Source organism: Corynebacterium massiliense DSM 45435, from assembly GCF_028609805.1.
GTDB lineage: Bacteria > Actinomycetota > Actinomycetes > Mycobacteriales > Mycobacteriaceae > Corynebacterium > Corynebacterium massiliense.
In genome coordinates, this window is record NZ_CP063189.1 from 1,868,790 (window position 1) to 1,883,627 (window position 14,838).

12 protein-coding genes are annotated in these 14,838 nt (G+C 65.1%); 2 read left to right on the top strand and 10 right to left on the bottom strand.

Annotated features, from left to right (window positions below):
• Positions 1-12 precede the first annotated feature (12 nt).
• From CMASS_RS08740 to purD, 4 genes are all read right to left on the bottom strand, one after another.
• On the bottom strand, positions 13-2,148 hold the full coding sequence (locus CMASS_RS08740) for a S9 family peptidase (RefSeq protein WP_022863063.1): 2,136 nt from the start codon (positions 2,146-2,148) through the stop codon (positions 13-15).
• A gap of 69 nt (positions 2,149-2,217) precedes the next feature.
• Positions 2,218-3,102, bottom strand: coding sequence for a phosphoribosylaminoimidazolesuccinocarboxamide synthase (locus CMASS_RS08745; protein ID WP_022863064.1), 885 nt, complete (start codon positions 3,100-3,102; stop codon positions 2,218-2,220).
• A gap of 13 nt (positions 3,103-3,115) precedes the next feature.
• The gene (purB, locus tag CMASS_RS08750) at positions 3,116-4,555 is read right to left on the bottom strand and encodes an adenylosuccinate lyase (protein WP_205617732.1); all 1,440 of its coding nucleotides are present in this window, start codon (positions 4,553-4,555) and stop codon (positions 3,116-3,118) included.
• Positions 4,556-4,655: 100 nt separating this feature from the next.
• Entirely contained in the window at positions 4,656-5,930 is a 1,275-nt protein-coding gene (gene purD / locus CMASS_RS08755; RefSeq protein ID WP_022863066.1) for a phosphoribosylamine--glycine ligase, read from the bottom strand.
• Positions 5,931-6,025: 95 nt separating this feature from the next.
• On the opposite strand from purD, the gene CMASS_RS08760 reads away from it, so the two are divergent.
• Entirely contained in the window at positions 6,026-6,454 is a 429-nt protein-coding gene (locus CMASS_RS08760) for an HIT family protein (protein ID WP_022863067.1), read from the top strand.
• Between the two features lie 11 nt (positions 6,455-6,465).
• On the opposite strand, the gene CMASS_RS08765 is transcribed toward CMASS_RS08760, so the two are convergent.
• The 3 genes from CMASS_RS08765 to CMASS_RS08775 form a co-directional block, all read right to left on the bottom strand.
• Positions 6,466-7,917 carry a sensor histidine kinase gene (locus CMASS_RS08765; RefSeq protein ID WP_022863068.1) on the bottom strand — a complete coding sequence of 484 codons (1,452 nt, stop codon included), beginning with the start codon at positions 7,915-7,917 and terminating at the stop codon, positions 6,466-6,468.
• Positions 7,918-7,969: 52 nt separating this feature from the next.
• Positions 7,970-8,677 (bottom strand): response regulator transcription factor, encoded by a 708-nt coding sequence (locus tag CMASS_RS08770; protein ID WP_022863069.1) that lies wholly within the window; start codon positions 8,675-8,677, stop codon positions 7,970-7,972.
• Between the two features lie 193 nt (positions 8,678-8,870).
• Positions 8,871-10,607, bottom strand: a complete 1,737-nt coding sequence (locus CMASS_RS08775; RefSeq protein ID WP_022863070.1) for a pyruvate dehydrogenase — start codon at positions 10,605-10,607, stop codon at positions 8,871-8,873.
• A 213-nt stretch (positions 10,608-10,820) separates the two neighbouring features.
• On the opposite strand from CMASS_RS08775, the gene CMASS_RS08780 reads away from it, so the two are divergent.
• Positions 10,821-12,371 (top strand): MFS transporter, encoded by a 1,551-nt coding sequence (locus CMASS_RS08780; protein WP_022863071.1) that lies wholly within the window; start codon positions 10,821-10,823, stop codon positions 12,369-12,371.
• 68 nt (positions 12,372-12,439) lie between these two features.
• On the opposite strand, the gene CMASS_RS08785 is transcribed toward CMASS_RS08780, so the two are convergent.
• From CMASS_RS08785 to CMASS_RS08795, 3 genes are all read right to left on the bottom strand, one after another.
• Positions 12,440-12,742 (bottom strand): hypothetical protein, encoded by a 303-nt coding sequence (locus CMASS_RS08785; RefSeq protein ID WP_022863072.1) that lies wholly within the window; start codon positions 12,740-12,742, stop codon positions 12,440-12,442.
• A gap of 393 nt (positions 12,743-13,135) precedes the next feature.
• A complete protein-coding gene (locus CMASS_RS08790; protein ID WP_022863073.1) occupies positions 13,136-13,399 on the bottom strand; it encodes a hypothetical protein in 264 nt (87 codons plus the stop codon).
• Positions 13,400-13,403: 4 nt separating this feature from the next.
• Complete coding sequence (locus CMASS_RS08795; protein ID WP_205617734.1) at positions 13,404-14,729, bottom strand: inorganic phosphate transporter; 1,326 nt, start codon at positions 14,727-14,729, stop codon at positions 13,404-13,406.
• Positions 14,730-14,838 lie beyond the last annotated feature (109 nt).

Here is a 14,838-nt window from a genome sequence, read left to right on the forward strand (position 1 = left end):
TATCGCATATTCCTACTTCGACAGCCCCGTCGCCTGGTTGATGAGCCACGCGTACTCGAACGCGTTCTGCCGCCACTTCTTGTACCGCCCGGACACACCGCCGTGGCCGGCGGACATCTCCGTCTTGAGTAGGAACGTGCCGCCCGTGGCGGTGCGCTGAAGTTCCGCGATCCACTTGGCCGGCTCAACGTAGAGCACGCGAGTGTCATTCAGCGAAGTTACCGCGAGGATGTTCGGGTACTCCTTGGCTTCGACGTTTTCATACGGCGCGTAAGACGCCATGTAGTCGTAGTACTCCGGATCGTGGTACGGGTCGCCCCATTCGTCCCACTCGGTCACCGTGAGCGGGAGCTCCGGTTTCAGCATCGAGGTCAGCGGGTCCACGAACGGGACCACGGCCTGGATGGCCTTAAAACGGTCCGGAGCCATGTTGGCCACCGCGCCCATGAGCATGCCGCCAGCCGAGCCACCTTCGGCGACCAGAGCATCACGCTTGGCGATGCCCCTTTCCACCAAGTCATCCGCCACCGCAATGAAGTCAGTGAAGGTGTTTTTCTTCTTGTCCATCTTGCCGTCGTCGTACCAGATACGGCCCATCTCCCCGCCGCCGCGCACGTGCGCGACCGCGAAGATCATGCCGCGATCCAGAAGCGACAGGCGCGTGTAGGAAAAGCCCGGGTCGGTCGAGGACTCGTAGGAGCCGTAGCCGTACAGAAGCGTCGGCTGCGGACGGTCGGTGTCTGGGTCCGCGCGATGCACCACAGAGACCGGGATCTCGGTTCCGTCGTCCGCAGTGGTCCACAGACGGTAGGCGGTGTAGTCCCCCGGGTCGTAACCGCCCTGCACCTCCTGCTCTTTGAGCAGGGTGCGCTCGCCGGATTCCACCCAGTAATCGAAAAGCTGCGTCGGCTGGGTAAACGACGCATAGCTAAACCGGAAGACCGGCGCGTCCCACTCCGGGTTGCCCAGCGGTCCGACGGTGAAGATCTCCTCGTCGAACTGCAGCTCCTCGAATTCGGTAAAGCCATCTTCCGTCAGACGCATCACGGCCGCCTGCCCGATGCCACCGCGGCGATAGACAGCCACGATGTAATCGCGGTAAGTATCCACGCCCTCGAAGCGGACGTCCTCACTGTGCGGGACAAGCACGTCGAGCTCGCGCAGCGGCGCCAGCTCCGCCCCCGTCAGCGCGGGGCTCTGCGCCAACTCGAAGTTCGGGCCATGGGCGTTATGCGTGACAATCCACGTGTCCTGCCCCGCGACAACGGCGTGGTCGACGTCGTACTCCACGCCCCGCTCGCGCTCCCACAGCACCCGGAATTCACCCTCCGGGTTGTCCTGCTCGAGTGCCCAGATCTCCGTCGTGATCTTGGAACCGACCTCAATGAACAGGTACTTCTCACTGCGCGAACCGCCGACTCCGACGTTAAAGCGCGCGTCGTCTTCTTGGAAGACAAGCACGTCTTCGTCCTGCGGGGTGCCCACCTTGTGGCGGTACACGGTATCCGGCCGCCACGCGTCGTCCACGCGCTGGTAGAAGATGTAGTCCTCGCCCACCCAGGTGGCGCCGTAGAAAATTCCGGTGAGGTGATCCTCGAGTAACTCGCCGGTCTCTAGGTCCTTGATGTAGAGGTCGAAGCGCTCATCGCCAGTCGTATCCACCGAGTAGGCGAACAGCCGGCCGGAGGTGGTGACAGACGCCGCGCCGATGGAGAAGAACTCATGATCCGCCGCCAGCTCGTTGGCGTCCAGGATGATCTGCTCGCCGTCCGGGCGGCCCTCCTCAGGGCCCGGGATGGTCGGCGGGTTCCACGGGTCCGAGCCCTTTTCCACCGGAATGCGGCAGGAGTAGCCGTAGTCTTTCCCCTCCGCCGTGCGGCCGTAGTACCAGTAGTCGCCCGCGCGGGTGGGCACGGACATGTCCGTCTCCTTCACCCGGGACTTAATCTCCTGGAAGATGTTCTCCGACATCTCGTCCAGGTGCGCGGTGTGCTGCGTCGTGTACGCGTTCTGCGCCTCGAGGTAGTCGATGGTCTCCTGCGAGGTTTTGTCGCGCATCCACTCGAAGTCATCGACAAACTCGCGGCCGTGGAACGACCGCGTCACCGGGTGGACGGGGGCGTGCGGAACAGGAACGTTATCAGTCATAGCGCCCCACTCTACGCGCGGCGATCCGGCCCCTGGTCCCGCCCTCAAAGCGGGAGGAATACCTCCGCGCTAGCCCAGGTAGTCGGCGAAGCTCTCGCCGGTCAGACGCTCGTAGGCCTCGATGTAGCGCTTGCGGGTCGCCTCCACTACATCGTCAGGCAGGCGCGGCGGCTTCTCACCGGAGGCGGCATCCCAGCCGGATGCGTCGGAGGTCAGCCAGTCGCGCACATACTGCTTGTCAAAGCTGGGCTGGTTTTTACCCGGCGCGTAGGAATCCGCCGGCCAGTAGCGGGAGGAATCCGGGGTGAGTACCTCGTCGGCCAGCACCAAGTTGCCGTTGTGGTCCAGGCCGAACTCCAGCTTGGTATCCGCCAGGATGATGCCCTTCCCGCGCGCAAGGTCTGCCCCAGCCTGGTAGATGCGCAACGTTGCGTCGCGCAGCTCCGCGGCGCGCTCCTTGCCCAGCTCCTCGGCCATGAACTCGAACGAGACGTTCTCGTCATGGTCGCCCTGCTCCGCCTTGGTGGCCGGGGTAAAGATCGGTTCGTCCAGCTGGGAGGCTTCCTCCAGCCCGGCGGGCAGCTCGATGCCGCACACGGTGCCGCTGGCGTCGTATTCTTTGCGCCCGGATCCGGTGAGGTAACCGCGCGCGACGCACTCGAACGGCACCATGTCGAGCTTCTGCACCAGCATCGCCTGCCCGCGCACGTTTTCCGGAATGCGCGGATCATCCAACGGGCCGGCCAGGTGGTTCGGGAAATCCAGGCGGTCGAAGAAGAACTTCGACGTCCCTGTCAGAACCCGTCCCTTATCGGGAATGGCCGGTTCGAGGGCGAAATCGTAGGCGGAGATTCGGTCCGAGGCGACGAGCAGGAGCGTGTTTTCGTCCACCTCGTAGATGTCCCGGACCTTGCCCGAGTGCAGGTGCGTGTAGTCAGAGAGCTCTAAAGCCATGGGTTTAGTGTAGCTAGAGGATCTCACCCGGCTTGTACGCGGCGGCCTCCGGGTTGGCCTGGGCCAGCTTGTCGATGCGCGCGAGCACCGCCTCCACCTGCGACTCGGCGGCGCCGATGAAGGCGTGCTTGTCCTCCAGGGCGCGGTCCAGCTGCTCCTTGTCCAGCGGCAGGCGGTCGTCGGCGGCGAGCCGCTCGACCAAGTCCTGCTCGGCGCCGTTTTCGCGCATGTTGAGCGCGACCGCCACCGCGTTTTCCTTGATCACCTCGTGAGCGGTCTCGCGGCCGACGCCGGCGCGCACCGCCGCCATGAGGATGCGGGTGGTGGCCAGGAAGGGCAGGTAGCGCTCCAGCTCGCGGTCGATCATCGCCGGGAAGGCGCCGAATTCCTCGAGCACGGTGAGGAAGGTTTCGAACTGGCCGTCGATGGCGAAGAAGGAGTCCGGCAGGGCCACGCGGCGCACCACGGAGCAGAAGACGTCGCCCTCATTCCACTGCTGGCCGGACAGGTCCGCCACCATGGTGAGGTAACCGCGGAGGATGACCTGGAAGCCGCCGACGCGCTCGCACGAGCGGGCGTTCATCTTGTGCGGCATGGCCGACGAACCGACCTGGCCCTCCTTGAACCCCTCGGTCACGGTCTCATTGCCGGCCATCAGGCGAATGGTCGTAGCCAGTGAGCTGGGCCCAGCGCCGAGCTCCACCAGCGCGGAGACCGCGTCGTAGTCCAGGGTGCGCGGGTAGACCTGCCCGACGGAGTCGAAGATCTCGCCGAAGCCCAAGTACTCCGCAATGGACTTTTCCAGCTGGGCGAGCTTCTCCTCAGAGCCGCCCATGAGATCCAGCATGTCCTGCGCGGTGCCCATCGGGCCCTTGATGCCGCGCAGCGGGTAACGCTGGCGCAGCTCGTCGACGCGCTGCACGGCGATAAGCATCTCGTTGGCCGCCGAGGCGAACCGCTTGCCCAACGTCGTGGCCTGGGCCGCCACGTTGTGGGAGCGCCCCGCCATGACCTGTGCCTGGTACTGGCCCGCCAGCTTGCCGATGTGCACCAGCACCGCAATCGCCTTGCCGTAGATCAGGTCGAGGGAGGTGCGAATCTGCAGCTGCTCGACGTTTTCGGTGAGGTCGCGGCTGGTCATCCCCTTGTGGATGTGCTCGTGCCCGGCCAGGGCGTTGAACTCCTCGATGCGCGCCTTCACGTCGTGGCGCAGCACGCGCTCGCGCTCGGCGATGGAGTCCACGTCGACGTCCTCAACGACCTTTTCGTAAGCGTCGATCGCCTCCTGCGGGATGTCCACGCCCAGATCCTTTTGGGCGCGCATCACCGCAATCCACAGGCGGCGCTCGAGAACGATTTTGTGCTCCGGGCTCCAGATGTTGCTGAGCTCCGGCGAAGCGTAGCGCGTGGACAGGACATTCGAGATCAGATTCTTTTCAGCCACGCCCACGATTATGACACGCGGAGGCAGCGTAACTGCCTCCGCGTGGTAACGGAGCTGCCTCCACGTGAAAAAGGGGCTGCCTCCGCGTGGTAGAGGCGCAACCGCGCGCCTACACGCGGATCTCGCCCGCGGCTGCCTTCTTAGCGATGTCCGTGCGGTAGAACCCGCCCGGCAGCTCGATGCCGTCCAGCACCTCGTAGACGGCGGCGCGGGCAGCGTCGATGCTTTCTCCCTTGCCCACTACGCCGAGCACGCGCCCGCCGGCGGAATAGTAGGTGTCGCCCTCCTTGCGGGTACCGGCGTGGAGGACACGGGAGGCATCGTCAAGCGCGGCGCCCGTCAGCGCATCTCCCTTGCGCGGGCTGGCCGGGTAACCGCCGGCGGCGAGCACCACCATGACCGCGAAGGCGTCCTCCCACTCCAGCGGGGCAAGCTCCGCGAGCTTCCCCGTCGCGGTAGCGTACAGGGCTTCGGCCAGGGAGGACTTCAGAAGCGATAAGACCGCCTGGGTTTCCGGGTCGCCGAAGCGGCAGTTGAACTCCACGACGGCCGGACCGTCCTCGCCCCAGGCCAGGCCGGCGTACAGAAGGCCGGAGTAGGGCGTGCCGCGGCGCGCCATCTCCTGTGCCACCGGGCGGCACACCTCGTCCACGATGCGCTGGACGCCGCCTTCCGGCAGCCACGGCAGCGGCGCGTAGGCTCCCATGCCACCGGTGTTCGGGCCCGCGTCGTTGTCGTGGGCGCGCTTGTGATCCTGCGCCGGCAAAAGCGGCACGACGTCCTCCCCATCTACCAGGCAGAACAGGGAGATCTCCGGGCCAGACAGGAAGCTTTCCAAAAGCACCGGGTTGCCCGCCGCGTGGACGGCCTGCACGTGCTCGATGGCTTCCGCGCGGTCGTCGGTGACCACGACGCCCTTGCCGCCGGCGAGGCCGTCGTCCTTCACCACGAAGTGCGGGCCAAAGCGATCGAGCGCGGCGTCGATCTCCTCCGCGCTCGCGCCCGGCGCGAGATGCTCCGCCCGCGCGGTGTTTACCCCGGCGGCGGCCATGACGTCCTTGGCAAAGGCCTTGGAGCCCTCAATCTGGGCCGCCTCTTTGCCGGGGCCGAAGACGGCAAACCCTGCCGCGCGCAGCGCGTCCGCCACGCCCGCGACCAGCGGGGCCTCTGGGCCCACGACAGCCAGGTCCGCGGCCACCTGCTGAGCCAGCTCCACGACCTGATCCGGATCGCTTGCATCCTGCAGCTCCGGGTGCACGGTGGCCTGCCCGGCCATCGCAGCGCTGCCCGGGGCGGCGTGCAGCTCGCTGACTTCAGAATCGGTGGCCAGTTTCGTGACGATGGCGTGCTCGCGGCCGCCGGTACCAATGACGAGAATGCGCATGCGTCACATCCTAACGGGCACCTTTCTCACAAGGATCCGCCGATGGCGAACTCAACACACGTTGCCCGCACGCCCCCGCGGGTACCGTGTGGTGCATGTCTTCTGTTTTCACCAAAATCATCAATGGAGAAATCCCGGGCCGCTTTGTCTACCGTGACGACACCGCGGTTGCCTTCCTCACCATCGAGCCGGTCGCTTACGGCCACACGCTGATTGTCCCGGTGGAAGAGGTGGACAAGTGGACCGACCTCAAGCCGGAGCTGTGGGCGCACCTCAACGAGGTCGCGCAGAAGGTCGGCCAGGCGGTGACCGAGTCCTTCGACTGCGAGCGCGCCGGCTACCTCATCGCTGGGTTCGAGGTCCCGCACGCCCACATTCACGTCTTCCCGGCCAACGACATGTCGGGGTACTCGCTGTCCGCCGCGATGTCGGCCGACGCGACTGACGATGCCGAGATGGACAAGGCGGCCGAGAAACTCCGCGCGGCACTGGGCACCGACGCGGACGGCCGGCCGCAGGGGTAAAGCGTTGTGGCCTAGCTGACCGGCAGGCTCACGGTAAACACCGAGCCCTCCCCCGGTTCGGACTCGACCGTGATGGTGCCGCCGTGCTGGCTGACCAGCGACTTGACGATGGCCAGCCCCAGGCCGGACCCGCCGGTGTCACGGGTGCGGGAGCTGTCCTCCCGGTAGAAGCGCTCGAAGATGTGGCTGGCCACCTCGGGGGTCATGCCCTTGCCGTCATCGGCGACATCGATAAGCACGTGCCCGTCCTCCTGCCGCAACACGAGGGTGACGGCCGCCTCCGAACCGCCGTGGCGCAGGCCATTGGTCACTAGGTTGAGCAACACCTGATGGAGGCGATCCGGATCGCCATTGACCACGGGCACGCTTTCGGCGCGGTTTTCCACCGCAATCTCCCGGTCCGGGAACGCCGCCCGCGCCGACGAGGCCACCGACAAGGTGAGCTCCAGCATGTCCACCGTGCGCTTGTCTAGGCGGTTGCCCTCCGCGCGGGTGAGCGAGAGAAGGTCCTCCACCAGCAGGGACATGCGCTTCGACTCGTCGTCGATCTTGGAAAAGACGCGGTCGACGTCATCCGTCGCCCCAGAACGGTAAAGCTCCGTGTATCCGCGCAGGCTGGTCAGCGGGGTGCGCAGCTCATGGGAGGCGTCGCCGACGAACCGGCGCATCTGCTCCTCTTTATCCTGGGCTTCCAAGATGGACTGCTGCAGCCGCCCCAGCATGACGTTGAGGGACGCGGCCAGCTGGCCCACCTCCGTGTGCAGCGGCCACTCGGGCACGCGGCGGTCCAAGTCACCGCGCGCGATCTGCGTCGCGGTCTTTTCCACCACCCGCAACGGGCGTAACGCGTGGCGGATGAAGAAGAAGCCGGCGAGCGCGATGATGAGCAGCACGACGGTGAGGATGAACACCTGGATGAGCGCGAGTCCGCGGAGGATCCCGCGCTCGTTTTCCACGTTCTTCGCCACCACCGTGAGCACACCGTCACGCTCGGTGGCCATGGCACGCCACTGGTAGTCCACCTTCGATTCCGACGTGGACCGGATGGTGCGCGGCTTGTCCCCGATGAGCAGCCGCTTGAAGTCCGGCTCGCTTTCCTGCGGGCGCAGCAGGCCGGACCGCCCCGAGTTGGTGTCCACGGTGTAGACGTAAAAGTCCGACGGCGGCCGGTTCTTCGCGCTCCCGCCGATGATGTCCGGGTTGAGCGCCCACCCGGACGACGCCTGCCGCAGATCCTCATCGACGCTGGTGTAAATGACGTCGCGCATCAGGGAAGAGACGGCGACGGCGCTGAGCGCAAGGCCCAAGCCGGAGACCGCCACGACGATGACGACCAGCCAGGTGCGCAGCGGCATCGCCAATGGGCGCGTCCGCGCGCGCAGGCGGCTGGCGGACGTGGACTTGGCCGACGACTTCTCGGCGAAGTCTGTTTCGGCCGCTTGGCGCGTTCTACGTTTCGTCATAAACCTTGTAGGCGTGCCTGGTTAACGTGCCTTGGAAAGACGGGCGTGCGGTTTAGCTGCGCGGGGTGCGCAGGACGTAGCCGACGCCGCGGACGGTGTGGATGAGCGGCTTGTCGCCGGTATCAATCTTGCGGCGCAGGTACGAAATGTAGGACTCCACCACGTTGCCGTCGCCGCCGAAGTCGTAGTGCCACACGTTGTCCAGGATCTTGGCCTTGGACAGGACGACCTCCTTGTTCTGCATGAGGTAGCGCAGGAGGTTGAACTCGGTCGGCGACAGGTCGATGATCTTGCCACCCTTGGTCACCTCGTGGGTGTCGTCGTTCAGGGTGAGGTCGGCGTAGGTCATGCTGGCGCCGCTTTCTTCCTCGTCCACCCCGCGGCCGCGGCGGAGGATCACGCGCAGACGGGTGATGACTTCCTCAAGGCTAAACGGCTTGGTCACGTAGTCGTCCGCGCCGATGGTCAGGCCGTGGATGCGCTGGTCCACGCTGTCCTTGGCGGTGAGGTAGAGGACCGGGCCGTCGAGGCCTTCGGTGCGGAGCTTGGCCAGAAGTTCGAAGCCGTCCATCCCTGGCATCATGACGTCCAGGATGTACGCGTCTGGGTTTAGCTCGCGGGCGAGGCGGAGCGCCTCCGTGCCGTTGTTTGCGCTGTGCACGTCAAAGCCCTGGAACTTCAGCGAGACGGTCAGGAGCTCAACGATATTAGGCTCGTCGTCGACGACCAGAACAGTCACTTGGTCTTTGCGGTCATCCATGAGAAAAATCCTCGCTTCAGTCGGTGAGTTGGCTAGCCCGCATGATTGCACGCCCTAGTGTAATCCCACTGGTAGGAAGCTGGACACCCGCTGGAAAAGAATAAAAGGGGCGTCGCCCCAGCCATGAGCTGCGACAACGCCCCTCAACCCACACTATTGTGGGTGCTCCCCCATTGGGGGATCCCCCGCCGTCTTACGGGATCGGGATGTTGCGGAGGTTGGACTCCGCCATGTTCAGCATGTAGCCGACACCGCCATCCAGAACGGTCTTGGCGGCCGCGGTGGAAAAGCCCACCATCTGGTCCCAGGTGATGTTCGGCGGGATGGACAGCGCGTTCGGGTCCGTGACGATGTCAACCAGCACCGGACCGTCGAAGGCGAGCGCCTCCTTGATCTGCTGCTTCGCGGTCTTCGGATCCTCGATGCGAACGTGCTTGATGCCCACGCCCTTTGCAATCTCGGCGAAGTTGACCTGCGCGTGGTCGGTCTCGTGCTCCGGCAGGCCGGCGACGAGCATCTCGAGCTTGACCATGCCCAGCGAGGAGTTGTTGAAGCAGAACATCTTGATGGGCAGGTCGTGCTGCTTGACCGTGATGAGCTCGCCCATCAGCATGGACAGGCCGCCGTCGCCGTTGAAGGAGATGACCTGGCGGTCGCGGTTACCCGCCTGCGCGCCGATGGCCTGCGGCAGGGCGTTCGCCATCGTGCCGTGGCGGAAGGAGCCGTGCTGCTGGCGCTTGCCGTTCGGGGTGATGTAGCGCGCGCCCCACACGTTGCACATACCAGTGTCCACGGTGAAGATGGCGTCCTCGTCGGCCTCGCGGTCGATGATGTCCGCCACGAACTCCGGGTGGATCGGGGTGTGGTGCTCGATGTTGTGGGTGTAGGCCTCGACCACGTGCTTGAGCTTGCGGTGGTGCTCACGCAGCATCTTGTCCAGGAACTTGCGATCCGTCTTCTCCTCGATGTGCGGGAGAATGTTCTCGATGGTCGCGGCCACGTCGCCGGCCACCGGGTGCTGGATGGTGGTGCGGCGGCCGATGTGGCTGGCGTTGATATCGATCTGCGCGACGTTCTTGGTGGGCAGGAACTCGGTGTACGGGAAGTCGGTACCGACCAGGAGCAGCAGGTCGGCATCGTTAGTCGCGGTGTGCGCCGCGCCGTAGCCGAGGAGGCCGGACATGCCCACGTCGTACGGGTTGTCGTACTGGATGAACATCTTGCCACCCAAGGCGTGGCCCACCGGCGCCTTAATCTTTTCCGCCAGGGCGAACAGCTCGTCGCGGGCGTCCTTCGCGCCGCGGCCGGCGAAGATGGCGACCGTGTCGGCATCGTTAATCGCCTGCACCAGATCGGCGGCCTCGTGCGGATCCGGGTAGACAACCGGACGGCCGGCCGAGATCTTCGACTGGGAGAAGCGATCGTCTTCGATTTCCTGGGTGGACACGTCACCAGGGACGACAAGCACGGACACGCCGTTGCCCGCCATGGTGCTCTGCAGCGCGTGGTGCAGGATGGTCGTGCCCTGGTCAGCCGAGTTCGCCATCTCGCAGTAGCCGGAGCACTCCTGGAAGAGCATCTCCGGGTGGGTCTCCTGGAAGAAGGTGGAGCCGATCTTCGGCGACGGAATGTGGCTGGCAATGGCGAGGACCTTGGCGCCGTTGCGGTTGGCGTCGTACAGGCCCTGGATGAAGTGAGTGTTGCCCGGGCCGCAGGACGCCGCGCACACCGCGAGCTTGCCGGTGGACAGGGAGTCGGTGCCCGCGGCAAACGCAGCGGCTTCCTCGTTACGTACGTGAATCCACTCGATGTGGGACTTACGCAGCGCATCAGTAATCGGGTTGAGGGAGTCGCCGACAATACCGTAAATGCGCTCCACGCCCTGCTCTTCCAGGGTCTGAATGAGCTGTTGCGCAAAAGTCTTTGCCATTAGCTTTTCTCCTAAATTCAAAAGACAAATGTGAGGACCGCGCGCCCACGTGCGGCACGGCCACAACGCGCGCCCATGCTAGTGCTTTTTCGTCCGCGGGAACAGGTCGCCCCCACTCCGTTTTCGTGAGAATTGCGCACCACTCCGCGCATGGGTGAGGTTTACCTCACCCTACCGGTAGTTTCTGCGCCGCGACTACAGTTGTGTCCCACCATGAGCTCGTCTGCACCATCCCCCACCCCAGACCCCTCTACCACCCCACAACCGCGCCCATTTCGGCACCGCTGGGCATTCCTCGGAATCATTTCCTTAGGTCTGCTCATGATCAGTTTGGATAACTCCATCCTGTTTACCGCCCTGCCGGTGCTGGAAGATGAGCTGTCCACCACCCCCAATCAGGCGCTGTGGGTCATCAACGCCTACCCGCTGGTGCTGTCGGGCCTGCTGCTGGGCACGGGCACGCTCGGCGACCGCATCGGCCACCGGCGGATGTTCTTGCTGGGATTGACCATCTTCGGGTACAGCTCGCTCGCGGCGGCGTACGCGCCGACCCCGGGGTTGCTCATCGCCACGCGCGCCCTGCTCGGCATGGGTGCGGCGGTGATGATGCCGGCCACGCTGGCGCTGATCCGCGCGACCTTCGACGACGACCGGGAGCGCAGCACCGCCATGGGCCTGTGGGGTTCTACCGGCGTGGTGGGCGCGGCCGCCGGCCCCATCCTGGGTGGTTGGTTGCTGGAGCACTTTTGGTGGGGCTCGGTTTTCCTCATCAACGTGCCCTTGTGCGCCCTCGGCATTGTGGCCACCGTCTTGTTCGCCCCGCCCAACCACACCGACTCGGCGAGCTACTGGGACATCGTGTCCTCGCTCCTGTCGCTGGTCGCCCTATCCGGCCTCACGCTCACCATCAAGGAGGCGACGAACCCGGATCGTTCCACCGTGGTGCTGTGCATTGCTGCCGCCGCCTCGGCCACCGCCGCGGTCTTCTTCGTCCGCCGGCAGCGCACCCTGTCGCACCCCCTGTTGACCTTCGATCTCTTCCGCAACCGGATCTTCGTCGGCGGCGTGCTGGCCGCGGGCGGGGCCATGATTGCCGTCAGCGGCATGGAGCTTTTGACCACGCAGAACCTGCAGGTGGTCAACGGGTTCTCCCCGCTGGAGGCCGGCCTGACGCTCGCGTCGGTCACGGTCTGCGCGTTCCCCCTGTCCATCCTGGGCGGGATGTACCTGCACCGCGTGGGGTTTTTGCCGCTTATCGGCGGTGGCTTTTGCGCGGTCGCTATCGGCATGGCCGTCGCGGTGTGGGCGACCCACCTCGATTTCTTCCCCGGGCTCATCGTGGGCCTAATGATCCTGGGCGTCGGTGCCGGCTCCGTGATGTCGGTGTCTTCCATCGCGATTATCGATGCCGCCCCGCCCCACCGCTCTGGAATGGCCGCCGGCGTTGAGGAGGTCTCCTACGAGTTCGGTTCCCTTATCGCCGTGGCCACCGCCGGCAGCCTCCACACCGCCATCGCCATCTCCCGGTACCGCGCCCACGCGGACGCTAACGGGATCGACGCCTCCGCGGACGTGTTTGCGGGCATAAAAAATCCCGCCACCGCGATGGTGGCGGGCGACGCCCTCACGGGCGCGTACACCGCGACGCTGTCGTGCCTGGCGGTCACGGCGGTTCTGCTCGCGGCCGCTACCGGGTGGTGCTTCCGGGGCAACCCGAAGAAGGCCACCGCCAGTGCCACGGCCACAGCCTCGAGGGGCCGGTAGCACTGCGTCGCGCGGCTAGGAGGCCGTGACGGTTAACCGCCACGTTAACCTACCGTTAATCGCAGGCCTTAGCGCAGGATCTGCCAGGACGCAGCGGTGCGCACGAGAGCCCTCTGCTCCCGCAGGCTCGGCAGGCGGTCATAGACCGCGAGGAAAGCTGCGGACAGCTCGTGCGGCGTGGCGTCCGCTACCCCGCGGACGCCGAGGTACTCAAAAGGGTCAGCGTAGGCGGCGAAGGACTTTTCCGCCGTCTCACCTCCCCTTTTGTTCGACTCCGGCTCCAGAACACCGATGGACAGGTCGGACAGACCCTGGTTGCCGCCGGCGTGGCCGCGGCGGAAGAAATCAGAAATCGTATGGATCATGGACATGGTGCAATCACTCCTTTCCTGCACCCATCGAGAGGCCACGCCCTACAGAACGTGTCGGCGTGCAACCAGGGACGGGGACGATTGCGTCCCCTGTTGGACACCTGGCGTTAACCTCTCGTTAACTCTGAGACGGACAGTACAGGAGATCCGTTGGGAGTGTCAACCATTGGAAGAAATGCACCATTCCGGGCGGGGGCACTGACCTGAAGTACGCACAACGCACGACACCGCCGCGCATGCCCCTTTCCCCCTCCCCGCAAGAAGGGAGAAAAGGCGTGGTCGCGCGGCGGTGTGTGCGTGCGTGAGATGACTGGGATATCTGCGACCGGGCCCGCGGGGTACCGCTAGGTTCGGAAGCCCGTGATGCGCGGATCCCGTTAGGCACGGAAGCCGTTAGGCACGGCCGGAAGCGCCGAAAAGGTCAATTCCCAGAATCGAGTACAGGCGGTCCGAACCGAGCCACAGGATGCCCGCCAGGATGGCGATGATCGGGATGGCAAAGCAGATGTAGCCGAGGATCTTCTGCCCACCAGAGACCTGCTGGGCGGAACGGTTCTCGTGCGGGACCAGGAAGCGGATGCCCAGTGCGAAGAACAGCGGGAGGCCGGCGCCGACAATGAGGCCGCCGATGGTGACATTAACGAGGGACATCAACATTTGCTTACTGCTCCTTCGGGTCGATGACGTGGTGGTCGAGGCTCATGCCCGAGCGGGTGTCGATGAAGTCCGCCGGCTCGCCGGCGTCCTTGTGGCCGTAACGCTCGGCGTTGTCCACCTGGTTAGCACCGACGGTGGCCGGCTCGCGCTCGTCGTCGCCCTCCTTCGGGACGACGGAGTGGGAATCCTCGTCCCACTCGGCGTTGACGTTGTCCGAGTGGATCGGCTTCTTGCGGGCCTCCATGATCATGATGCCGATGCCAATGAGCAGGATGAGGAAGGCAGCGATAGCGCCGACGACGTTGTTGGTAATGGAGGAAACGCCGTGCGCAACCTGGAAAATGACCCAGGAGACAGCTGCGGCGATAGGCAGGGTGGTCACCCACGCCATCATCATGCGGCCAGCCACGCCCCAGCGGACATCGCCACCCGGGCGGCCCAGGCCGGAGCCCAGGATGGAGCCGGTTGCAACGTGGGTGGTGGACAGGGCCATACCCAGCTGGGAGGAGGTCATGATGATCGCCGCAGACGAGGTCTCCGCGGCCATGCCCTGCGGGGAGGAAATCTCCACCAGGCCCTTGCCCAGCGTGCGGATAACGCGCCAGCCGCCGGTGTAGGTACCCAGCGCGATAGCCAGAGCACAAGCGGCGGTGACCCAGACCGGCATGTCGGCGGCTTCGTCGATCTTGCCGGTAGCAACCAGAGCCAAAAAGACAACGCCCATGGTCTTCTGGGCGTCGGAGGTACCGTGCGCCAGCGCAACCAAGGATGCGGAACCAATCTGGCCCCAGCGGAAGTACTTGTCGCGCGGCCCCTTCTGCACGCGCTTGGTGATGGCGAAGACCAGGGAGGTACCCACGGCGGCGACCAGGCCGGCGACGAACGGCGCGGCGAGCGCCGGGACGATGATCTTGGACGCAACGCCGCCCCAGATGACCCCGGAGAAGCCCAGCGCCGCGATGGCGGAACCGATAAGGCCACCGAACAGGGCGTGGGAGGAACTGGACGGCAGGCCGAACAGCCAGGTGGCCAGGTTCCACAGGATGGCGCCAATCAGGCCGGTAAACACAACAAGCAGAAGCTTGTCGGCCTCCAGTGGGTTGTTGAGGTCAAAGGCATCGAGCTTGACGATGCCCTTGGCCACCGTCTTAGCCACCTCCACGGAGAGGAAAGCGCCGACGAAGTTCAGCGCACCGGCGAGGGCCACGGCCGTCTTCGGCTTAAGCGCGCCAGTCGCAATGGAGGTTGCCATGGCGTTAGCGGTGTCATGGAAACCGTTGGTGAAGTCGAATGCGAGAGCTGTACCGATGATGATGAAAAGCAGGATTATCTCAGTCACGCCCGCTAGTATTCCGGCTCGCACAGCTAATCACTAGGGACTTTGCGGGTCGATTTACCCCCCTGGCCAGCCCATCCCCGCCGTGACATGCGTACATAAA